The organism is Cystobacter fuscus DSM 2262 (assembly GCF_000335475.2).
Taxonomy (GTDB): domain Bacteria; phylum Myxococcota; class Myxococcia; order Myxococcales; family Myxococcaceae; genus Cystobacter; species Cystobacter fuscus.
Map to the genome: position 1 here is coordinate 1 of NZ_ANAH02000001.1, position 21,116 is coordinate 21,116.

Annotated in this window: 18 protein-coding genes and 1 pseudogene; 8 read left to right on the forward strand and 11 right to left on the reverse strand. The window is 70.6% G+C overall.

Translation table 11 applies throughout. The features are described 5' to 3' along the window. The coding region (locus D187_RS00005) for a hypothetical protein (RefSeq protein ID WP_211241425.1) at positions 1-594 on the forward strand (594 nt) is incomplete at its 5' end. A 524-nt stretch (positions 595-1,118) separates the two neighbouring features. Here the strand turns inward: D187_RS00005 and D187_RS00010 are convergent. Then, positions 1,119-1,376, reverse strand: a pseudogene (locus D187_RS00010) (hypothetical protein); the annotation flags it as partial. Between the two features lie 81 nt (positions 1,377-1,457). Between D187_RS00010 and D187_RS54570 the strand changes: the two are divergent. Continuing rightward, entirely contained in the window at positions 1,458-1,751 is a 294-nt protein-coding gene (locus tag D187_RS54570) for a hypothetical protein (protein ID WP_155893090.1), read from the forward strand. A gap of 908 nt (positions 1,752-2,659) precedes the next feature. Here D187_RS54570 and D187_RS57345 read toward each other — a convergent pair. Further along, on the reverse strand, positions 2,660-2,941 hold the full coding sequence (locus D187_RS57345; RefSeq protein WP_245591568.1) for a hypothetical protein: 282 nt from the start codon (positions 2,939-2,941) through the stop codon (positions 2,660-2,662). A gap of 46 nt (positions 2,942-2,987) precedes the next feature. Here D187_RS57345 and D187_RS57350 point away from each other — a divergent pair, with 46 nt between their 5' ends. Beyond that, on the forward strand, positions 2,988-3,173 hold the full coding sequence (locus tag D187_RS57350; RefSeq protein WP_245591588.1) for a helix-turn-helix domain-containing protein: 186 nt from the start codon (positions 2,988-2,990) through the stop codon (positions 3,171-3,173). A gap of 42 nt (positions 3,174-3,215) precedes the next feature. Here D187_RS57350 and D187_RS00020 read toward each other — a convergent pair whose 3' ends face one another. From D187_RS00020 to D187_RS00035, 4 genes are all read right to left on the reverse strand, one after another. Next, positions 3,216-4,601, reverse strand: a complete 1,386-nt coding sequence (locus D187_RS00020; RefSeq protein ID WP_002632569.1) for a formimidoylglutamate deiminase — start codon at positions 4,599-4,601, stop codon at positions 3,216-3,218. Between the two features lie 15 nt (positions 4,602-4,616). Beyond that, positions 4,617-5,414, reverse strand: coding sequence for an N-formylglutamate deformylase (gene hutG / locus D187_RS00025; RefSeq protein WP_002632570.1), 798 nt, complete (start codon positions 5,412-5,414; stop codon positions 4,617-4,619). Between the two features lie 104 nt (positions 5,415-5,518). Further along, complete coding sequence (locus D187_RS00030) at positions 5,519-8,881, reverse strand: tetratricopeptide repeat protein (protein WP_051256142.1); 3,363 nt, start codon at positions 8,879-8,881, stop codon at positions 5,519-5,521. 37 nt (positions 8,882-8,918) lie between these two features. Beyond that, entirely contained in the window at positions 8,919-9,872 is a 954-nt protein-coding gene (locus D187_RS00035) for an RluA family pseudouridine synthase (RefSeq protein WP_002630145.1), read from the reverse strand. Between the two features lie 232 nt (positions 9,873-10,104). On the opposite strand from D187_RS00035, the gene D187_RS00040 reads away from it, so the two are divergent. From D187_RS00040 to D187_RS57360, 3 genes are all read left to right on the forward strand, one after another. Then, positions 10,105-10,803, forward strand: coding sequence for a hemerythrin domain-containing protein (locus tag D187_RS00040; protein ID WP_002630144.1), 699 nt, complete (start codon positions 10,105-10,107; stop codon positions 10,801-10,803). A gap of 250 nt (positions 10,804-11,053) precedes the next feature. Continuing rightward, positions 11,054-11,614, forward strand: a complete 561-nt coding sequence (locus D187_RS57355) for a hypothetical protein (protein WP_002630143.1) — start codon at positions 11,054-11,056, stop codon at positions 11,612-11,614. Between the two features lie 41 nt (positions 11,615-11,655). After that, positions 11,656-12,063 (forward strand): GIY-YIG nuclease family protein, encoded by a 408-nt coding sequence (locus tag D187_RS57360; RefSeq protein WP_043427615.1) that lies wholly within the window; start codon positions 11,656-11,658, stop codon positions 12,061-12,063. Positions 12,064-12,116: 53 nt separating this feature from the next. Here the strand turns inward: D187_RS57360 and D187_RS00055 are convergent, their stop codons facing one another. Continuing rightward, entirely contained in the window at positions 12,117-12,482 is a 366-nt protein-coding gene (locus D187_RS00055) for a hypothetical protein (protein ID WP_043427616.1), read from the reverse strand. A 12-nt stretch (positions 12,483-12,494) separates the two neighbouring features. Continuing rightward, the gene (locus tag D187_RS57365) at positions 12,495-12,959 is read right to left on the reverse strand and encodes a hypothetical protein (protein ID WP_245591569.1); all 465 of its coding nucleotides are present in this window, start codon (positions 12,957-12,959) and stop codon (positions 12,495-12,497) included. 205 nt (positions 12,960-13,164) lie between these two features. Between D187_RS57365 and D187_RS00060 the strand changes: the two genes are divergently transcribed. Continuing rightward, entirely contained in the window at positions 13,165-14,685 is a 1,521-nt protein-coding gene (locus D187_RS00060; RefSeq protein WP_002630138.1) for a hypothetical protein, read from the forward strand. 34 nt (positions 14,686-14,719) lie between these two features. Here the strand turns inward: D187_RS00060 and D187_RS00065 are convergent, their stop codons facing one another. Continuing rightward, a complete protein-coding gene (locus tag D187_RS00065; RefSeq protein WP_002630137.1) occupies positions 14,720-15,049 on the reverse strand; it encodes a hypothetical protein in 330 nt (109 codons plus the stop codon). A gap of 258 nt (positions 15,050-15,307) precedes the next feature. After that, positions 15,308-16,348 carry a hypothetical protein gene (locus D187_RS00070; protein ID WP_002630136.1) on the reverse strand — a complete coding sequence of 347 codons (1,041 nt, stop codon included), beginning with the start codon at positions 16,346-16,348 and terminating at the stop codon, positions 15,308-15,310. A gap of 107 nt (positions 16,349-16,455) precedes the next feature. Between D187_RS00070 and D187_RS00075 the strand changes: the two genes are divergently transcribed. Beyond that, positions 16,456-17,301, forward strand: a complete 846-nt coding sequence (locus D187_RS00075; protein ID WP_002630135.1) for a DUF2058 family protein — start codon at positions 16,456-16,458, stop codon at positions 17,299-17,301. 76 nt (positions 17,302-17,377) lie between these two features. On the opposite strand, the gene D187_RS49215 is transcribed toward D187_RS00075, so the two are convergent. Continuing rightward, positions 17,378-21,076 carry an OmpA family protein gene (locus D187_RS49215; protein WP_002630134.1) on the reverse strand — a complete coding sequence of 1,233 codons (3,699 nt, stop codon included), beginning with the start codon at positions 21,074-21,076 and terminating at the stop codon, positions 17,378-17,380. Between the last annotated feature and the right edge of the window lie 40 nt (positions 21,077-21,116).

Here is a 21,116-nt window from a genome sequence, read left to right on the forward strand (position 1 = left end):
CTTTCGCTCCTTCCCCCGCCAGTCCTTTCGCCCATACTCAGGCTAAATGGGACGGCAATTGGGTGTCTGGGTTTTTGCAGCAATGCACTTGACGGCTCGAAAAATCAGGAGCAACTATTAAGCCGCAGGACACAACAAGGAAAGCTTGCCCGTTTGAGCACACTTTCCGTACAAACCAGGACAACCCAAGCAATGGCCAATATGACCCAGGGATTCGCCGAGCTTATCTGTTACGGTGACGCACTACTCAACCCGAAGAAGTGGCTTGCAGAAGAAGTAAGCTATGAGGCCTTAAACATTCCCAATCTGGACGAATTTTCGCCTCAGGCCATCTTGCCGCTGGCGATGTTGGTTGCGAAGGGGGAGTGTGATGCGGCCAAATTGGCGCGGGCAATCGACATTGACAAGAGCAAGGTCGACTTATACCTGGAAGCGCTCTGCGAGTTTAAGTTTGCCGAGGAGACAGGGGACGGCTACAAATCAACACAGGCCGGCAAGCAGGCTTTCGAGGCGATCGGGAAGAGAATGGTGGAACGCGAGCTATTCGAGGTGAAGAGAAGACTGAAACAACTCGAAGAGCTACGTCAGGCATAGCAACGACAGGCGAGCTTCAAGAACCAGGGAGTCGTCCCTGAACAACGCTTGGTACGCGTTCAGTCGTCCGATAGAGGCTGCCTCTACGCGCTGAACGCGTACGACACAACTGGCCAACATCTCCAGGATTTCTCTCAGTCATTCGAGGTGGCAGCACGGACTCTTTCCTCGTGGTCTGCAGGCGGTGTGGAGCCGTGACCACCGAGGACCTGGACGGGGCGGTGCCCGAGGCAGCCTCGGACAGGTAGATGGGAAACTCCTGCATGGACCGGCGGGTGTCCAACAGGAAGATGACATTGGGGGCCACGGCGCCCGAGGAGCTCGACTGTCCCGGGCTCACGAGGGGCACGAGTCCCATCACGGTCACCAGCACGCGTCCCATTCACGGAGGCCCTGACAGACACGGTATCGACGGGTCGTTCCTGGGCCCCCCTGGACGCGCCCGCCACGAAGCACCTGACCAGACAGACGCGGGTCAGGTGCTCGGACAGATGGCGCGGGCCGGGGACAAGCCCACGCGGGGTTCAGCGCTTCTCGAGCTCTTCCGGGTGGAAGACGCGCGAGGCCACGCGATCGAGCACCTCGCGGCCCCAGACGAGGCTCGCCGCCCCCAGGCGCTTCATGTCCCGGGAGAAGTCCGCGCCCACGGGCATGGTGGTGTACTCGCGGCTGAGGAACAGGCCGCGATTCTCCCGCTCGTAGTCCACGGTGCCGCCGCCGGTGTCGGTGCCCTCGGCGGCCTCGGCCTCGAAGCCCGCGATGACGCCCGGCTTGGGCGGCTGGTGTTGAGCCTCGAGCCGTCACGGTGCCAAAGACGCCCACGCCCCTGCTGCCTTCCCCTGGGAAGGCCACTGGGCCGGCGTGTGCCCCATGGGGCTGCACCGCGTCTCCACCGGCCCGGCGCACAGCCCTCGTGGCACCCGTCCGCAGCCCTCCTCGACCCCTCGGCTCCTGCCCTCTCCCTCCACACCGCCCCCATCCCTCCTATACGCTACGGCTCCAAGTCACTGCGCGGCACCGAGGTGGCCGCCCTCTTCTACTCGCTGATTGAGACGGCCCGCCTGCGCGGCGAGGACCCCGGACGCTACCTGCTGCGCGCCGCGCTCGCCGCCATCGAGAATCCCGGCACCGTCTCGCTCCCGGCCTGCTCCGACTGACGCTGCTACGTCGTGCTTCAATGCCGGCGGGCGCATCCCCGCCCCGTCCAGACGGGGCGCGGCGAGCTATTACGCACTCCCAAGGCAGGCTTGCCCCGCGCATGGGCTTCGGCTTCCACTTCCTGGAGCAGTCCCCGCACCGCGCCCTGCCTCTCTTCTTCACTCCTCCCCGCCCAACACGGCAGCGGCGCTACCTCCAACTCCACCGGCTCGGCCTATTGCTTGGCGAAGCGCCCTCCCCCTCCGCCATGCCCCTACTTCCGCGTTTGCTCCAGCGCTTCGTCCAGTTGAACCACTGGAAGCGCCGCCGCGCCGCTCCCAGCAACTGCTCCCCCAAGCAGGAGAGGAGGAGGCGAGCGTGGCGCCCCAGGCTCCAGCGCTTCGTCCAGTTGAACCACTGGAAGCGCCGCCGCGCCGCTCCCAGCAACTGCTCCCCCAAGCAGGAGAGGAGGAGGCGAGCGTGGCGCCCCAGGCAGCTGCGAGGCAGGAAACGAGGAAGGAGCGGACAGCGCGAGTGGACTGGGCAGGGCTGCTACGAAGGACCTTCGCGGTGGAGGTGTTGGCCTGCGTGAGGTGTGGAGGCAGGCGGCGAGTGCTGGCGTACGTGAAGGGGGCTTCCGGGGTGCGCGCGATTCTTTAGCACCTGGGCCTGCCCACGGCAGGTGCGAGGCGGGCCCCGGCGCGAGGGCCCCCCCAGGCCGCGTGGTGTTGAGGCTCAAGCCGCCCGGGCCAAGAGAGCCAGCCCCCAGCCGCGCACCCCAGGGGAGCGCGGCCTGGGCAGTCGTGTACCTCATGGGGCTGCGCGGCCTCTCAACCGACCGGGTGCGCTGCTCGGGCGGCCCCTTTCAGCGGCCCTCCTCGGCCCCGGCGTTCCAGCTCGCCACCCCTCAACAGGCCTTCCCTCCTTCCTATACTCCTTGACGTCGGCGGGCGCCGCGGCGGGGCTCGATCTCTGTCTGCACATGGTGCGGCTCGACTACGGCGCCGCGGTGGCGGCGGATGCGGCCCGGCTCTCGGTGATGCCGCTCGAGCGCGACGGAGGACAGTCGCAGTTCATCCTGCACGCGCCGCCCGCCCCGGATGGCTCGTCGCTCGAGCCGCTGCTGCGCTGGCTCGACGAGAACCTCCACGAGCCGCTCACGCTCGAGGACATCGCGCGCCACGCGGCGCTGAGCGTGCCGCACGCTCAACCGCCGCTTCCGCGAACAGCTGGGCACCACGCCCCTGCAGTGGCTCCTGCGCACCCGCGTGCGCCGCGCGCAGCAACTGCTCGAGACGACGGGGCACTCCGTGGAAGTCATCGCGGAGCGGGTCGGCTTCGGCTCGGCGACCGCCTTCCGTGAGCACTTCCAGCGGTTCGTCACCACGAGCCCACAAGCCTACCGCCGGGCGTTCCGCTCCGCGCCTCCAGCCAGCCACTGAGGCGCCCGGGGAAGCGCGACTTCACCCGGGACGGGACTGGGGTCAGGCCACCGCGAGCAGCCGGTCCAGCTCGCGCCGGTAGCGCGCCAGAAGGGTGTCCTCCGCGGGGTGGCGCCCCTCGCGCACCACGAAGCGCCCGGCCACCATGACGTCGCGGACGCAATCGCTCCCACTGGCGAAGAGGTAGGAGTCGAGGAGCGCATCCCGCGTGCGCCCGTAGAGCTTGGGGTGGTCCGCATCGAGCACGACGAGGTCGGCCGGGGCCCCCACGTCCAAGCCGGGAGCGGACAGCCCCAGCGCCCGGGCACCTCCGGCCACGGCGGCGCGGTAGAGGCCCGCCCCCACCGAGTCCTCCGAGCCCACCCGCAGCACGTTGCGGCGCCGGGCCACCAACCGCTGGCCGTACTCCAGCAGGCGCAGCTCCTCCGGTGCGCTGACGCTGATGTGGCTGTCCGAGCCGATTCCGAACACGCCCCCCTGGCGCAGGTAGTCCCCCGCGGGGAAGAGCCCGTCCCCCAGGTTGGCCTCCGTCGTCGGGCACAGGCCGGCCACGGCGCCACTGGCCGCCAGCCGGGTCACCTCCTCGGGCGTGAGGTGCGTGGCGTGCACCAGGCACCACCGGGAGTCCACCGGCACGTGATTCAACAACCACTGCACGGGACGCTCACCGCTCCAGCCCAGGCAGTCCTCCACCTCCTTGACCTGCTCGGCGATGTGGATGTGGAGCGGCGCCCGCGCGTCCAGCGAGTTCATGCCGGCGAGCGCCTCGCGCAGCAACTCGGGCGTCACGGCGCGCAGCGAGTGCAGCGCCAGGCCCACGCGCACCGACGGATCCTCCGCCGTCGCCCGCCGCACGGACTCCACGATGCCCAGCAACCCCTCGACCGTGTTCAGGAAGCGCCGCTGCCCCTCGGTGGGAGCGCGTCCCCCGAAGCCCCCGTGGGCATAGAGCGTGGGCAGGTGCGTCAGCCGGATGCCCGTCTCGCGCGCGGCGGCCACGATGCGGTGCGAGTTCTCCGCGCAGTCGGAATACCGCGTCCCCGCCTGGTCATGGTGGAGGTAGTGGAACTCGGCCACGGAGGTGTAGCCGGCCTTCAACATCTCCAGGTACAGGAGCGCGGCCACCGCCTGCAGGCCCTCCGGGGTGAACCGGGCGAGAAAGCGGTACATCGTGTCCCGCCACGTCCAGAAGTCATCCTCGGTGCGGCCCGCCCGCTCGGCGAGCCCGGCCATGGCGCGCTGGAAGGCATGGGAGTGCAGATTGGGCAGCCCCGGTATCACCGGTCCCCCGGCCCGTACGTCCCCGGGTCGCGCCCCGCGATCCACCGCGGTGATGACGCCCCGGTCATCGAACCGCAGCAGCACATCCTCCGCCCAACCGTCCGCCAGCAGCACCGAGTGGCAGAACAGGCTCGTCTCACGGCTCATGGGAGTTCCTCGCGCTCAGGACCGGCCGCCGGAGCGGGCGAAGTCGGCCAGGACCTCGACGAAGCGCCGGAGCGCGGGCCGCAAGGCCGCCGCACGCTCCTCGCGGAAGGTGAAGGGCGCGTCCTCGTCCATGTAGTTGCACTGGGCCATCTCGAGTTGCACGGCGTGGTAGCCGGTGGTGGGCCGCCCGTAGTGGCGGGTGATGTAGCCGCCCTTGAAGCGGCCGTTGAGCACGTGCGAGTAGCCACTCGTGGCGCACGTGGCCACCAGCCGCTCGGTGACTTGCGGCGCGAGGCTCCGCCCGTCCGCGGTGCCGATGTTGAGGTCCGGCAGGCGTCCCTCGAACAGCCGCGGGACGACCGAGCAGATGGAGTGCGCATCGAGCAGCACCGCGACTCCATGCCGCGCGTGGAACCCGGCCAGCGTCTGCTCGAGGCGCTCGTGATAGGGGCGCCAGTACGTCTCGAGGCGCGCCTTGCGCTCGGTGGGCTCGGGAGCGAGGCCAGAGCGGTAGAGCGGACGCCCGTCGAAGAGCGTCTCGGGGAAGAGGCCGGTCGTCGCGGTGGCGTAGAGCGGCGTGTCATCCGGCGGGCGGTTGAGATCGATGGTGTAGCGCGAGTAGCGGGCCACCAGCACGCTGGCACCCACCTCCTCGAGGAAGTCATAGAGGATGGGCAGGTGCCAGTCGGTGTCCGGGAGGCCCTGGGCGTCGTCGGTGAGCCGCTCGCGCAGCCCCTCCGGGAGCTGGGTCCCCACGTGAGGCATGCTGACGAGCAACGGAATGCGTCCCGGTTTGAAGAGGTAGGGCTCCATGGGCCTCGAGTCGTTCGTAGGGGGGCGCGATTCTAGGGGACGGCCGGAGGGATGCCCAGGGCGCGCACCGGGGGGCTGTCGCGGGGCTGACCGTGGAGGGCGGCTCAAGCGCCGAGCGCGCGCAGGGGCAGGTAGCGCTCGGAGGCGGAGAAGCGCACCAGCTCGATGCACTCCGGCTCGCTGGACTTGAGCTGGCGCAACGCCGCCAGGGCCGGTCCCGGACCGCCGCCCGCCACGAGCCCCGCGCGGTTGGCCGAGTGCCGTGCCGCCTCCGCGAGCGCCGCCGCGTCGAACTCGCGCTGGGCCGACTCCAACAGGCCCAACGCCCGCTCGCGCGCCCGGGGATGCAGCGCGTCGCGGACCACCCGCGACTCGGGGCCGAAGTCGGAGCCCTCGCGCAGCACCGAGCCGAGAATGGCCACCGCGCGCAGGAGTTGATCCTTGCGCAGGCAGCGCAGCGCGAGCAGATCCGAGCTGACACAGAACAGGGCGCGTCCGGCGAAGAAGCGCAGCTCCGGCTCCGGGAGCACCTGGCGCACCGCGAGCCGACCCACCAGCACGCGCGGGCCGCCCGGATGCACGAGCGAGAAGGGTGGACCGTCGTCCTCGGACAGGTAGACGTCGGGCAGGGGCACGTCCAGCATGCGCGCGACGGCCTGCAACGCCTCGAGGGCGGCGCGGGCCCCCGGCCCCGAGTCCGGAAGGAGCGGCTCGGACGAGCCCGCGGCCCGGCCGAAGGTGGGGAAGAGCCGGCAGAGGGCGGAGCCCACGGCGACGAGCAACTCGCCCGACGGGTTGCGCAGGCCCGGGTGGCGCAGTCCCGCGCGCTCCTCGGGGGTGAGGGGACGGCGCGGAAAGCGGACCGTGGCCTCCCGGTTGCCCGCGAGCGCCGAGGACACCTCCGCCATCAACGCGCCGCGCGCCTGGTCCCCCCGGCTCTGGAAGAAGGCCGAGAGCTCGCGGTAGGCCGCCGGATCCAGCGGACGCTCGCGCACGCGCTCGATGGCCGCCGGCCGGGACTCGGCGGGAGCGGGCGCGGGAGCGGAGCGGGCGAGCGGCGTGGCGAGGGCGCGGGTCACGGTGACATCGGGGGAGGCGGGCACGAGCGGGAGCGGCTCGGGAGCCCCCTTCACCCGGCGGCGCACGGGGTCCATCTTCCCCGGCGGCGCTTCCCAGGCGGACGCCGGAGAAGCGTCCCCGGACGGGGGCGGAGCGGAGGGCTCGGACGCGGCCGGCGGGGGCGTCACGGCGGAGCGCGTCCGAGAGGTGGACGTCGCCGGCTTCGCGGGCGGGAGCGGGAGCTCGACCGCGGGCATCTCGAGGACGGTGGGCGCGGACGCGGAGACATCCGACTGCGAGATGGGAGGCGGAACGAGGACGGCGGAGCGGGTGCCGGTCGTCTCCGGCCGCGTGGAGGCGGCGCGAACCGGCTCGGGAGGCAGTGGCAGGGGCTCGGCCAGGGAGGCGCGCAGATTGTCCGCGCGGTTGGCGTACACCTGGGCCCGGGCCGCGTCCCCGAGCACGTCGCGGCAGAAGCGCGCGAGCCGCTCCCAGGCACTCATGCGCTCGCGATCGTCCTCGGTGGCGGTGGCGGCGTGCTCCAGGGCCCAGGCGGCCTCGCCATTCTGTCCGAGCGCGATGAGGCGCTCGACGAGCAACAGCCAGGCCTCCTTGTGGCCGGGCTCGAAGCGCACGGCCTGACGCAGCTCGGCGAGCGCGGCGTCCCGATCGCCCGCGGCCTCTTGCAGGGCCACCAGCTCCAGCCGGGCCTTGCGCGCCACCGGACCCCGGGGCTCGCGCGCGAGGCTCGCGCGCAAGAGGCGGCTCAACCCCTCCGAGTCTCCCAGGCGCCGCGTCAGCTCGAGCAACTGCTCCTGGGCCGCGGCATCTCCGGGGTTCTCCGCGAGCACCTCCGTCCAGGCCCAGTGGGCGAGCCGCGCGTCGCCGAGCGGATGGGAGACGAGCTCGGCGAGGCGGCGCAGGCCCTCGGCGCGCAGGGGAGCACGGCGGGGCATGGTGGTGAGCACGGCGCGCAGCCGCTCGGCGGCGCCGGGCCGCTCGGGCTCGGAGACACACCGGGCCAGGCCGATCAGCGCCGGCAGGGACTGGGGCGCGAGCGCCAGGCAAGCCTCGAAGTCGGCGCGGGCGAGCGCCTCCTCACCGGTGGACAACAACCGCTCCCCGCGCGCCAGGAAGGCGCTGGCCCGGGCCTCGGGGGTGCTCGCGCGCTGCACCGCCTCGTCGAGCACGCGCCGCACCGCCCAGTCATCGCCGTCGGAGCGCTGGGACAGCAGCCGCACCTGCTCGGCGAGCGCGGACTTGTCCCCGGTGAGGGCGACGATCTGCCCGTAGACGCGCGCCGCCTCCGCCCCGTCGTGCAGCTCGTTCTCGAGCAGCTCGGCGAGCCGCGTGAGGGCCTCGGCGCGCACGGACAGCTCCTCGGCCGAGTCCGCGCGGGCCAGGTAGAACTGAGCCAGCTCGCGCCAGGCCTGACGCGCGATGAGCTGCGCCTCCAGGCGCGGATCCTCGGGCTGCTCGCGCCGTCGCACGCGGGGAATCGAGGGGCCCGTCTCGTCGTCCTGGCCCCAGGGCACGGGAGGTCCGGAGCGGAGCGCCGCGGGCGGCGGGGCCGCGGGGCGCGCGGGGGCGTCGTCCTCGTCCAACGGAAGGTCGTCGGTGACGTCGAGGGTCATCCGCCGGTGGCTGAAGGCGGCTCCCTCGGAGTCCTCCCTCGGGGACGAAGGAGGAGCGGCGTCGGTCGAGAAGGGCAGGCCCGAGGCCTCGGAGGTGATCTCCTCCTCCTGCCTCGCCCACGGAGAGCGCGTCTCGAGCGGAGTACCATGCCGGTCATCGACGGAGGAGGCGCGCGGGGAGAAGCGCGCATCCGGCGGGACCGGGTTCTCCTGCGTGTGCTCGTCCTCCTCCTCCCAGGAGGTGGCGCCGAACATCAGGGTCTCACTGAAAATGGGCGGTGAGCCGGCCGCGGGCGGCGCGGGCGGGACCACGAAGCCGCCCGGGGGAGTCCCCTCACTCCGGGGCGGCCGGGGAGTGGTGGGGGCGCGTCCGGAGAGCAGCTCGAGGAGCCGGCGGGCGCGGCGATCCCCGGGGAACTCCTTGACGAGGGACTGGAGCGTCTCGATGGCGCGGGACTTCTGACCCACCCGGCGCAGCACCCGGGCGAGCTGGAGCCGCACGGCACGGCGGGTGTCGCCGCGGGTGGAGGGGAGCGAGGAGGACAGGAGCGCGATGGCGGCGGCCTCGGTTCCCGCGAGTTGCGAGAAGGCGACGAGCACGGCGGCCAGGCGCGGCGACATGGGCAGGACGCGGCTGGCGCGCACCATCTCGCCAAAGGCCCGCGCCGCGAGACCCTCGCGCAGCAGTCGGGCGGCGCTCTGGCGGTGCCGCTCGACGGGATCGAGCCCCTCGGCCCCCTCGCGGGAGCCCTTACCGTTTCTCACGCCAGCCATGGGGCGCGCAGTCTACACACGATGGGGCCTCCGGTCGTCACTGTCCGCCAGGGGGCTCGGCGACGGGGATGGCACCCGAGGGAGCGAGGAGGCTCGCGGCCGAGAAGAACCGGGCGAGGTCCTCCGGCACGGGGGCCTCGAACCGGACCGGAGCCCCCGTGCGGGGGTGGGCCAGCTCCAGGGTGCGCGCATGCAGGAGGCACCGGGGAGCGGCGAGTCCGCCTGCTTGGGGTGCGCCGCCATAGCGGGAGTCCCCGAGAATGGGCGCGCCCAGGGCGGTCAGGTGCGCGCGCAACTGGTGGGTGCGTCCCGTCTGGGGCAACAGCTCCACCAGGAGGAAGTCCGAGCCGGTGAACAGCACCCGGTAGCCGGTGAGCGCGGGAATGCCGTTGGCGGCGCGGGTCGCCCGCCAGCGGCCCGGACGGGAGGGATCCTTCGACAGGGGCAGGTCGATGAACCCCTGGGCGGGCAGCGACACGGGGCCCACGGCGGCCAGGTAGCGCTTGCGGGCGTGGCCCTCGCGGAACTCCCCGGCGAGCGCGGCCGTCGCCTCGGGCGTCTTGCCGAACACCGTCACCCCGGAGGTTTCGCGATCCAACCGGTGCACCAGGCCCGCGGGGCGCCCCAGGTGCGTGCCCACCCAGTCCACGAGGCTGTCGCCCACGCGGCCCTCGGTGGGCTGCGCCGTCATGCCCGCCGGCTTGTCCACCGCGAGCAGCCGATCGTCCTCGTGGAGGATGCGCGGCTCGAGCCGGGGAGTGCTCGCGGCCGCGAGGGGACTCTGTCCGCCCTCCTCGAGCACGACCGTCACCACCTGCTCCGGCGTCAGCCGCGCCGCCGCGTCGCGGCTGCGGCGTCCGCCCACGTACACCGCTCCCACGCCCACGAGCCGCTCCACCTCCTCGCGCGGCAGGCCCAGCACTCCGGCCAGCACCTCGCCCAGGGGGCGGCCCACGTGAAGGGTCTCGACTCGGAAGGTGCGGCGCTTCATGGAAGGAGTCCTCGGGGCTCGGCGGAAACGGCCCCCGGGCGCGTATCTCCTGGGCGCTCGCGGTTCAAGTCCTCCGCAACTGGCAATGCGACGGCGGGACGAGTGCCCCCCCGCGTCTTCCGCCCAGGAACCAACATCTTGGAGTGAAGGAGTATGGGAATGAACAAGGCCTCCCGGAATTCGGATTGTCAGACACTTCCGGCGGCGCGGCGAGGACTCATCCTGTCCACCCATGAACGCACTCAAGCTGCTCAAGAATGATCACCGCGCGGTGGAAGCCCTTTTCAAACAGTTCGAGAAGGCGGGCGACAAGGCATTCAAGGAGAAGCAGGAGATCGCCCGGAAGATCGTGAAGGAGTTGGCCATCCACGCCTCCATCGAGGAGCAGTTGCTCTACCCCGCCGCGCGCGCGCGTGACGAGCGGTTGGAGGATCAGGTGCTCGAGGCGCTCGAGGAGCACCACGTGGCGAAGTGGACGCTCGATGAGATCGATCGCATGTCGCCCGAGGACGAGCGCTTCGATGCGAAGGTCACCGTGCTCATGGAGAGCATCCGCCACCATGTGAAGGAAGAGGAGACCGAGCTGTTTCCCAAGCTCGAGCGGCTGATGGGCAAGGCGGAACTCAATGCGCTCGGCGCGGCCCTGGAGCAGGCGAAGACCCTCGCGCCGACGCGCCCGCACCCGATGTCGCCCGACACGCCGCCCGGCAACATCATCTCCGATGCGCTCGCGAAGATCCTCGACATGGGCCGCGACGCGGCGCGTGAGGTGGGCCGCCGGGCGGGCAAGGTGGCCACCCAGATGGTGAACCGGGCCAAGAACCCGAGAGGGGCGGCGAAGGCCAGCGGCGGCACGGCGAAGCGCGTGGCCACGGCCAAGCGCTCGGCCGCGGCCAAGCGAGGGGCCCGGCGGACCTCGGCGGCTCGCTAGGACAACACCCTCGGAGGGGTGGGGAAGGCAGACATCCGGAGCGGGCGGGGAATCCCGCCCGAGACATCCCGGATAAAAAGCACTTGCGGGCATGCCTGTCTTTCGCTCATTGTTCCCCGCACAGGTGCCGAGGGGCGCCTGTACCCTCCAAGACGACGTCACCCTCGCTTCACCGGTAGTCTGGTCCGTTCAGCTCAAGTTCCTGTCACGGTCCTCTCCAGGGTAAGGGGCCGCCTCCGAGGGACTTGCCATGCGTACCGCATCCTCCGCCGCTCCCCTGCCCCTGCGCGAGTGCAAGATTCGAGCATCGCTCCTGCTCAAGAGCCTGCTCGGTGCCGACGCGTCGAGCGCGACGCGGGCCGCGCAGCGGCTGTGCACCCTGCCCGACTACGCGGGGCTGAGCCCGGACGAGCTGCTCGCGCGCCGGGAGCAGGTGAGCCACAAGCACGCGCTCGCCGTCATCGCGCGTGAGCAGGGCCATGCCTCGTGGCGCGAGTTGAAGCACGCGCGCGAGACGGCTCCGCGGCGCTTCGACCCGGAAGCCTTCTTCACCCGGGAGGGGGGCGGCGACCTCAAGCGCTGGTTCTCCACCTACGCCCAGGCACGCGAGTCCCTGCTCGCGCACGGCGGCTGGCTCTTTCCCTTCCGCCAGCAGTTCTTCGTCTGCGAGCACACCTTCCTGCGCGCGCTCGGCGTGGACGCCACGGACCCGGACTGGCAGCGCATCGGCTTCAACTGGGTGGAGCCGGCGGACGACGCCGCGCGGGCCCGGCTGGAGTCCAAGCTCATCGCCCTCGGCTACACGCGCTGAAGCACGCGCGCGCCCTTCAACCCCCACCCGAAAGCCTCCTCATGTCCTCGAACGATTCCTCCGTCCCGAGCGGTGCGTCGTCGCGCCGTTCGGAATTGAAGCGTGCCTACAAGGAAAAGCCCCCCGCCATGGGCGTGTTCGCCGTGCGCAACCACCCCGAGGGCAAGGTGCTGGTGGGCTCGAGCCTCAACCTGCCCGGAGCACTCAACCGCCTGCGCTTCGAGCTGATGCACCTCGGCCACCGCAAGTTCCCCGCCCTGCAGGAGGACTGGAACCGGCTCGGCGCCGACGCCTTCTCCTTCGAGGTGCTCGACGTCCTGGAGCCACCGGAGGAGCCGGGCACGGACCTCGGCGAGGAACTGCGCGTCCTGGAAGCACTCTGGATGGAGCGGCTGCGCCCCTACGGCGAGGCTGGCTACCACCCTCCGCCCGAACCGTCCGCTTCGTGATTTCTCCGCCGTGGGATTGGAGCCCAGAGGCTCCAGCTCACCCGGAAGGAGTCCTACCGGCTCAGCTCTTCTGGCAGGGGAGTCCGGATGAACTTCAGTTCGTGCAGGGCCTGGATGACGGTGAACCCCTGACCGGCGATGCTGACCAACTCGCCATCCCGAGCCTCTCCACTGACGAGCCATGCGTCCGCGTCCGCCCGGGTCGGGAAGACATGCGCGGCAACCACGGGCCGGTGGGTGAAGAAGCGCTGGAAATAATCCCGGTACTCCTCCAGCTTCTGGATGTCTCGAACGTAGAGCAAGGCGACCGCGGCGATCCGCAGCGCTTCATCTTCCGGTGAGCCCTCCGTGAATCCATTGTTCACGGTTCCCAGCGTTTCCAACACGGCGTCGAGATTGAAGTTCGGGTTATAGGGCATGGGCACACCAGCTCAGAGCGCAAGAGGCGCCAGGATCAAGGAACCAAAACCACCTGTCGTCACGACGAAGGCCGTACCGGCAATGATGACAACGGTGCCAAGCGCCACCTCGGCCTTGTGATTCTTGATCCATTCGACGGCCTCATCCGCACGAGAGAACTTCAATTCTCCTGATTTCTTTTCGTTGGACCTCTCGCATTCGATGTACAGCTCGCGGCATTTCCGGGTGCAATGTTCGTGAAGCCAACCATCTCTCTTCGTGTGCGGATAGGGGAGCGGATCGGCGTTCCAGCAATCGGAAAAGCAGGTGTTCTGCTCCGCATCGCAATCACGGAAACCGGACCCACCCGTGCCGAGCGAAGAGCCAACGCCTCCAGCATCCTCGGCAATCACGTAGACCCGAGCCGATGGTGGCCGGGAGTGGGCACATCCAGACATCAGCACACTGGCAATCAACAGCAAAACAAATCGCGGCATCCGCCCCCCCCTATCAGCCATGGATCCTTTCGCCAAGAATGTTTGCTCGCGAGCAAAGAGAACAAGGTGCCTGGGCTCGTCGCCAGCGTCTACCCCACGGCGTTCGGAGTGTTCCGTCCATGACCAGAATGTCCATGCGGCCCAACGAGGGCGCCCATGGCAAAGGCCCATGCCGGACCCTCGCCGCTGGAGTATGAGAAGGGGCATGGACCGTCCCCTTCCCCTTCTGCGCGAGAACCTGGACGACTTCCTCGCCGCCCTGGCCACCTCCGCCTGGCGCTCGGCCGCGGGCCGCCCCCAGGACTCCTCCCTCCGCGAGCTCTATGAGGACTCGCCGGAGATCGCCTCCGCCGAGGCCTTCGCCGCCGCCACCGAGGCCGTTCCCAAGGCCCAGGCCAAGGGAGACCTGCTCGCCGTGCGCCGCCTGCGGCTGCTGCGCGACTTCATCGCCACCCAGGTCGAGGAAGCCCTCGCCGCCCCCGAGGCCGAGGCCGTGGCCCGGCTCGAGACCCGCTCGAGCCTCCCCGTGGACGATGGGACGCTCTCCTTCGGAGAAGTGCTCGGACAGATTCCCCTCGAGGGCAATCGCACCCGGCGCACCGTGCTCGAGAACGCCGCGGGCGGCTTCCTCTGGGACAACCGCGGCCGCTATGGCGCCCGCCACGAGGCCACCTTCCGCGTCGCCGAGAAGCTCGGCGCCCCGAGCTACCTCGCCCTGCGCGAGGACGTCTCCGGCATCGCGCTCCAGCCGCTCGCCGAGGCCGCCGCCCGGACGCTGCGCGCCACCGAGGATGCCTACCGGGACGTGCTCTCCTACGTGCTCAAGAAGGTGGAGCCCACGCTGCGACCGCTGCCCACGGGCAACGCGCGACGGCATGACCTGCGCGCCGCCACCCAGGTGCCCTGGATGCACGCCTTCTTCCGGCGCGAGGACGGGCTGCCCGCCGTCATCCGCTGGCTCGGTGAGTGGGGCTTCCACCCGTCCGCCGAAGGCCGCATCCGCCTGGACGACGAGGCGCGGCCCGGCAAGGCGGCGCGCCCCATCACCGCCGCGGTGCGCGTGCCGGGCGAGGTGCGCCTGGTGCTCCAGCGCCACGCGGGGCTCGACGCCCTGGGCAGCCTGCTGCACGAGTACGGACACGCGCTGCACCACGCCCACGTGTCGGAGCAACTCCCGCTGGAGCTGCGCCGCCTGGGCGACGCCTCGGTGACGGAGGGCTTCGCCACCCTCTTCGAGCGGCTGCTCATGGACGAGGAGTGGCTCAAGCGCTACGCGGGCCTGCCCACGGCACCCGCGCGCGACGCGGCCCGCATGGCGGCCTTCCAGGCGCTCACCGTGTTGCGCCGGCACTGCGCCCGGCTCGCCTACGAGCTGTCGCTGCGCACCAGCGGGCCCTCCACCGAGCGCGCCGAGGAATACGTCGACACCCAGCGCCAGGCGCTCTTCGTCGAGCCCCACCGCGGCTTCTTCCTCTTCGACGTGGACCCGCAGCTGTACGTCACGCGCTACCTGCGCGGCTGGGCGCTGGAGGCGCGGCTCACCCCGTTCCTCACCGGACGCTTCAACGAGGACTGGTGGCGCAACCCCTCCGCGCGCCAGTGGCTCCAGGGCCTCTTCGCCCGGGGTGGCACCGACGACGCCGAGACGCTCGCCCAGGAGATTTCAGGCAAGGAGATGGCGCTCCCCGAGGCGGGTGACCGCCTCGTGGCCCTGCTCAATCGCTGAGCGCCTTCTCGGGAATCCCCCCCTCGGGTACCGGCTACGGCTTCTTCTTCAGGGCGCGGACGATCTTCTCCTTCGTCGCCTTCGCGCTCGCGGCCGTCTGGGGCTTGTTGCTGGCCGTCTTCGTCTGGCCCGTGCGCTCGCGCATGGCCTTCATGAGCTGCATCTCGATGAGCAGCAGCTCATCGCCCAGCTCCTCGTTCTGGCCCGCGGCCCGCGGCAGCGGCGCGCTCTTGCTGGCGGCTCCGGCGCCGTGCCGCATGCGCAGCACCTTCTCCTCCTCGGGTGCCAGGGTCCGCGCCTTCTCCAGCGCTACCTTGACCTCCTTGGCCGTCACCGTGGTGCTACCGCTGACCTTGCGCTCCATTTCCACTCCCTTGCGATCGACCCTGAACATCCGATCATGTCGGACGCGTCCGAGCCGCAACCGACGAGGATTGTAGAGATCGCAAGAGGAGGGTCAAATTTTCTTCCAACATCTCGGTGCCTGCCTGTAGCGAGGCACACGCCTGCCTACCTCGGGGCATGAGACCCGGGTCTGATTCCCAAGTCCAATTCCGGACAGGCACGCGTGGGAACAGCGGGGGGACAGCGGGTGGAGACAACGAGGCCCCCCCCGGCGGGACTACGGCTCGTCCGGAGGATCCTCCGCCGGAGCGGGAGCGGCGCCGCCCGTCGTGGCGCCCTCGGGCTTGTTGCGCGGAATCCCGAAGCGATCCAGCGCGTCCGCGATGCCCTGCGGCTTGTCCGCGTCCGGCAGGAAGTTCTCCGGCGCCTGCAGCTTGGGATCCTTCCCGATTTCAGTCACGGCGGATTCCAGCACCATGCGCAGCTCGGCCAGACCGGCGGCGTCGTTGGCGGGCACGGAGATGCGGCCGTCGAGACGGACCTTGAGGACGACGGAGGTGGCGGCGTCCACGAGCACCTCGCCGCTGAGCGACTGGGGGACGCGGTGCTCGAAGAAGGCCAGGCGGCGGCGGGTGGTGTCGTCGCGGCCACCCTTGGGCGTGGCGAGCGCGGGCAGCACGACGGGCTGGGTGCCCGTGTTGCCCTCGGGCCCCAGGCTCACCTGGTAGCGCCACGCGGTGCGGCCCTCATAGGTGACGGTGCCCTGGGCCGCCAGATGCAGCCGATCCCGGAAGAGCGCGTCCAGGTCGCGGATGGCGCCGGTGAGCTCGGAGCGCGTGCGCTCGGCCATGCCCCGGTCACGCAAGCGCTGCCGGAAGACGCCGTAGCGGTTGCGGGCGTACACCTTGCCCCCCACGCGCATCACTTCCAGGCCCTGGTCCCGACTGTTCTCCAGCACACCATGGAAGTCCCCGCCCACGCCGCCGGGGCCCGCGCGGAAGGTGCGCGTCTCGGTGAGCTTGTTCGAGCCGCTGTTCTGCGCCCCCGTCCACTCGGAGGTGATGGTGGCCGTGTAGGCGTGGGGCCCGAGCCGCTCGGTCACCTCGGCGGCATCCATGGAGAGGATGCGACGCGCCACCCGGGGGTTGTCCGCCACGTCCTGGGGGTTGAGCTTCTCGGCCGCCGAGGCCACCACCTTGGGGGGATCCTCGGGGGAGAAGATGCGCGCCTTGGCAGCGCGGTCGACTTCGTCCGGCCGGCACGCCGAGGCGGAGAGCGCCAGGACGGCGGCGAAGGCGGACGGGGAAAAACGGGTCACGGGTCCTCCAACTTCCAGACGAGGGGGGTTGCCCAAATTACGAAGGAGGTACAAGAGGGGCAAGGGACGGCTTTGCGCGCGGCAATGTACGAGATAGAAGGCGCCATATGCAGAACCTGCGTGACAAGCTCTTGAAGGCCGGCCTGGTCTCCGAGGACCAGGCGAAGAAGTCCGAAACCACGGCCCCGAAGGCCGCCCGTCCCCCGTCCGAGCCGTCGGCCCAGCGCTCGGGCCCGCCCCGAGGCGAGCGCGAGGAGCGCCCGCCGCGCGAGCACCGGGGACGTGACGAGCGTCCGCCCCGCCGCGAGGCTCCGGGAGGAGGAGGACGTCCCCAGGGCGCCGGGGGTCGGCCGCAGGGAGGCTTCCGTCCGCAGGGTGCCGGTGGTCGGCCGCAGGGAGGGCGTCCTCCCCAGGCGGAGGCGGTGAGCCGCCCCGTGCCCAAGCTGCCGCCCCTGCCGGGCTCCAAGGCCGCCCAGCGCATGGAGTCCAAGAAGCAGGTGGAGCAGGACAGGAAGCTGCGCGAGCTGGTCTACGGCGGGCAGGTGCCCGTGGACGTCGGCGCCACCGTCTTCTACTTCATGACGCGCAAGGGGAAGCTGCGCCGCCTGGAGCTGACCGAGGCCCAGGCCAAGCAGCTCGAGGAAGGCATCCTCGGCGTGGTGGAGCGCCCCGAGCCGGCGCAGATCGAGCACTCGCTGGTGCCCGCGGCCGTGGCCGAGCAGATGTACGCCCTGTCGAAGAAGTCGGTGCGCTTCCTCAACCGCAAGGAGTCGCCCATCGGCTTCATGAGCGACGACCAGGTCAAGGAGCAGCAGGCGGCCGAGGCCCGGGGTGATGCGCCCGTGCCCGACGAGGACGACGAGCCGTCCGAGGCGTCCGCCTCCAACGACGCCGCGAGCGCCGCCCCCGAGGGCACCGCCCCCGAGGGCTCCAGCGAGCCCACGCCGTCCTGAGCCGCTGAAGCGGTACGCGCCCCGCGCCCCGAGCAGGGGGACGCGGGGCGTGGAGGACGCCTGGCTCAGGCGGGCATCAGCGCGTCTGGCCGTCTCCGCCCTCGGCCACCCTCACGATGTTGAACTCGACACGGCGGTTGTTCTCCCGGCCCGCCTCCGTCTGGTTGGTGTCCACGGGCTGGCTCTCGCCATGGCCCACCGCCTCCAGCCGCTCCCAGGCAATGCCTTCCCGCAGGAGGAAGGTGCGCACGTTGTCCGCGCGGCGCTGTGACAGGGCCCGGTTGCTGGCGTCATCGCCCCGGTCGTCCGTGTGCCCCTCCACTCGCAGCAGCTCCACCTGCGCGTGGGCCTTGAGCACCGACGCCACCTGCTTCAACAGATCGAAGGACCGCTCGAGGATGACGTCCTCGCCCGTGGCGAAGTAGACCTTCTCCAGGATGACGATGCGCTTGGACTCCAGGCGCACCTTGGACGCGCCCTCGTCCGGGCAGCCATCCTCGTCCTTCACCCCATTGATGACCTCGGGCCGCAGGGGGCACGCGTCCCGCGCGTCGGCGACGCCATCCTCATCATTGTCCAGCTCGGGGCAGCCGTCCTCGTCCCGGAAGCCATCCGCATCCTCGGGCGCGGTGACGCACCGGTCCTGGTCATCCCCGAGCCCATCACCGTCCGCATCCGCCGGGGGAGCCACGTCCGGGCAGCCGTCGGAGTCCTGGACGCCATTCAGCGTCTCGGACTGGAGGGGGCACGCGTCCCGCGCGTCGGCGACGCCATCCCCATCCGTATCGGAGAGGGGAGCACGAGGCGAGGGAGCACGCTCTCCAGGCTGTGCCCAGTCCAGGCCCGCGAGGAGACGGAAGCCGGGGGTGCCATAACCCCGCGAGAGGCCCGGACCACCGCCCACGTGCACCATCAGCCCGTCGCGCACGCGGTAGCGCACCGAGGCGAGCAGCTCCAGCGGCAACTCCTCGGAGTTCTGCTCGGCGAGTCCAAGCGCGCCCCCGAGCTGGGCCTGGACGGAGAACCGCTCGCCCACCGGCACCCGCGCGCCGAGCGCGAAGAGCAGTTCGTGGCCGGTGCGCAGGTTGCTCAATTGCTCGGTGCCCCGCAGGTGAGCCCCGAGGTTGGCGAGCACGCGCAGGCCACGCGCATCCGCCCACTCACCCACCACCTGGGGCTGCACGGCCAGCCCCGAGCCGCCCCGGAAGCCCTGCCCCCCCGCGGTGGGCAGCACCACGGGCACGGCGAGGCCCAGGTGCAGCGCGCCCGAGGAGAAGAGGTGCGCCTTGGGCACCAACCGCAGGTCCCCCAGGCCGCCACCGGTCACCCCTTGCGCGAAGGCCGGGGTGACGGCCGCGCCGCGTTGGGAGGCCTGGTACGTGAGGGGCAGGGCCACGCCCAGCTCCAACCGGTCCCACAGCGACAACGAGCCCATCACCTCCACCGTCACCTGGGTGGCCACCACGTTGTAGACGAACTGGCCCCGGCTCGAGTCGAGGAAGCCCAGCGGGTTGTTCGCGTAGCTGAGCGAGGTGCCCAGATGCCAGCCGAGGTGCCGGTCCACGCGGGCGCCATGTACGCCGAGGATGTCCGTGGCGCCAGGGCCGGGCTTGTAGCGCTGCACGTCGATGGACTGGGACAGCTCGGACGGCGCGAGGCTCTGGGCCTGCGCTGGCGCGGCGGACAGCGCGCCCAGCGCCACCAGTCCGGCCGAGTGAACCGCGCGCCGCGAGCGAACGCCCATTCCCAGCAGCAGCGTCGCCAGCCACACCAGGGGCGCGCCCCCGGCGGAGCTGCAACCGCGACCGGCGACGAGATACTCGGGGCCCGAGCCCCCCATGTCTTCGCCGCCGGTGGGCGTGCCCGTGTGGGGCTCGTCGGGAGTCTTCACGGTGAAGGTGGAGCTCACCGGAGCACTCTCGCCCCGGGAATCGCGAGCCACGACGCGGACGGTCTGGGGCCCATCGGAGAGCCACGTGGGCTCCTGGCACGACCAGACACCGGTGGAGTCGGCCACGCTCGAGCACACCTCCGAACCATCCTCACGCCGCACGATGACCGTGGCTCCCGCATCGGCCTTGCCGGAGTAGGTGGGCGAGTGCTCCGAGAGGGTGGAACCGTCCGCCGGCGTGTCGAGCGCGGGCGTGTTGGGGATTCCCACGGGCACGGAGGTGGGACCGGGGGAAGCGTCCTTGTTCGGACGCGAGGGCGTATCCATCACGTCCGCCCCGAGCTTGCCCCCCGCGGTGATGAGGGCCTGATTGTCGATGCTCCCCTGGGCCTCGTCCTTCACCCTCGCCTCGAACGAAACGGTCGCCGACGCCATCCGGTTCATCTCTCCGCCCCTGGCCGCCGTGGCGCCCTGCCCCAGGTAGACGGTGAGGGTGGTGCCCTTCCAGAAGGCCGTGTCATCACCCGGGGCATCGGTCATGGGGCGCTCGTTCACCCGGATGGAGCCCGGGACGACTTGCAGCTGAGCGGGCAGCGTGTCCGTGAACGTCGTTCCCACCGAGACGTCATCGCCCCGGTTGGTGGTCGTGATGGTGTAGAGCAGGCGGTCGCCCGGCCGCGTCGTGCCATCGGTGCGCGAGAGGTTCTTCACCGTCTTGACGGTGTCCCGGAAGTCCGGACGCTGCGTGGAAATGGAGGCGATGAAGCCCCCCAGCCAGAAGGTGTCCTTCTCCTTGCCCACCAGCACCTCGGCCGTCTTGTCCCCGGGCGCCAGCGACACATCCACGATGTCCAGATCCAACCCCGACAGACTCCAGGCATTGCCCCGCAGGCGGGGCAGATCCCCCGGCTCACTCACCGGGTGGGCGATGGGCGTGCCGACACCGCCCGCCCGCGGCTGGTAGCTGCGTGAGCTGTTGAAGAAGTTGTCCGCCGGGTTGAGGGTGTTCTCCATCTTGACCCCGTTGAACTTGAACCAGTCCCCCACATCGGGCTCGTCTCCATCGAAGGCCACCACCCCCAGCTTCGCGTCGGTGGTCCCCTCCGGCACGTAGAAGCCCTTGAGCTTGAGCGACACCTCCTTCGTCACGCCATCCAGTCCATCGAACAGCATCAGATGGCGCATCGGCTCGCTCTCCAGCTCATAGAAGACCACCATCCACCAGGCGCTGAACATGAACTCGGCGTTGAGGCCTCGCAGATCGATCGCGTCGACCCCCCCCAGCTGGTAGAGCCCCGAGCCGTGCTGGCGGATGAACGCCGTGATCTCCATCGAGGACTGGTATTGATAGTCCTGGGTGGCGAGCGAGACAGGGATTGACGCATCGTCGCGCAGCTCCAGGGGGAGCAGTTGCGAGGAGGGCGCGGTCCGGAAGGCCAATCGGGCCTCCCTGTCAGGCAATTGCTTCAGCGGATCCGCCGGAGTGGGCCACACCGTATTCGACCGGGTCGCCGCCCAGTAGACACGCGCGTAGGTCACCCTCGCGCCCTTGGGCAGCACGAGCTCGGCCTGGCTGCGCGCCTGCTCCGGGGACACGGACAGGTCGGCGTAGGCGCCCTGGCCATCCTCATCGAGGGTCCAGAAATAATCCGGAGACGTGTCGTCGTAATAACGGCACACGGGGCCCGTGCGGCCCACCAGCGGCGACGGAGTCCCCTCCTTGCACCCCTGCGCGAGCGTGTTGCCAATGAGTGCGTAGCTGCCGTGCTGGTCGTACCAGTAACGGGGCTTGCGCTCGGGAGCCGGAGCTGCCGCCAGGGACGTACTGGCCAGCAGCAGCGAGGCCAGGGAGGACAACGAGGACTTCAAGGAAGGGAGTCGCATGGCGCTCTCTGGGGTGAGGGGTCGTGAGTCCGGACCCGGA

Excerpts from the sequence above, each read along its gene's own strand:
- D187_RS00020 (WP_002632569.1), bottom strand. The coding sequence starts at position 4,601 with ATGAGCCGTGAGACGAGCCTGTTCTGCCACTCGGTGCTGCTGGCGGAC.
- hutG (WP_002632570.1), bottom strand. The coding sequence starts at position 5,414 with ATGGAGCCCTACCTCTTCAAACCGGGACGCATTCCGTTGCTCGTCAGC.
- D187_RS00030 (WP_051256142.1), bottom strand. The coding sequence starts at position 8,881 with ATGGCTGGCGTGAGAAACGGTAAGGGCTCCCGCGAGGGGGCCGAGGGG.
- D187_RS00035 (WP_002630145.1), bottom strand. The coding sequence starts at position 9,872 with ATGAAGCGCCGCACCTTCCGAGTCGAGACCCTTCACGTGGGCCGCCCC.
- D187_RS00040 (WP_002630144.1), top strand. The coding sequence starts at position 10,105 with ATGAACGCACTCAAGCTGCTCAAGAATGATCACCGCGCGGTGGAAGCC.
- D187_RS57355 (WP_002630143.1), top strand. The coding sequence starts at position 11,054 with ATGCGTACCGCATCCTCCGCCGCTCCCCTGCCCCTGCGCGAGTGCAAG.
- D187_RS57360 (WP_043427615.1), top strand. The coding sequence starts at position 11,656 with ATGTCCTCGAACGATTCCTCCGTCCCGAGCGGTGCGTCGTCGCGCCGT.
- D187_RS00055 (WP_043427616.1), bottom strand. The coding sequence starts at position 12,482 with ATGCCCTATAACCCGAACTTCAATCTCGACGCCGTGTTGGAAACGCTG.
- D187_RS57365 (WP_245591569.1), bottom strand. The coding sequence starts at position 12,959 with ATGCCGCGATTTGTTTTGCTGTTGATTGCCAGTGTGCTGATGTCTGGA.
- D187_RS00060 (WP_002630138.1), top strand. The coding sequence starts at position 13,165 with ATGGACCGTCCCCTTCCCCTTCTGCGCGAGAACCTGGACGACTTCCTC.
- D187_RS00065 (WP_002630137.1), bottom strand. The coding sequence starts at position 15,049 with ATGGAGCGCAAGGTCAGCGGTAGCACCACGGTGACGGCCAAGGAGGTC.
- D187_RS00075 (WP_002630135.1), top strand. The coding sequence starts at position 16,456 with ATGCAGAACCTGCGTGACAAGCTCTTGAAGGCCGGCCTGGTCTCCGAG.
- D187_RS49215 (WP_002630134.1), bottom strand. The coding sequence starts at position 21,076 with ATGCGACTCCCTTCCTTGAAGTCCTCGTTGTCCTCCCTGGCCTCGCTG.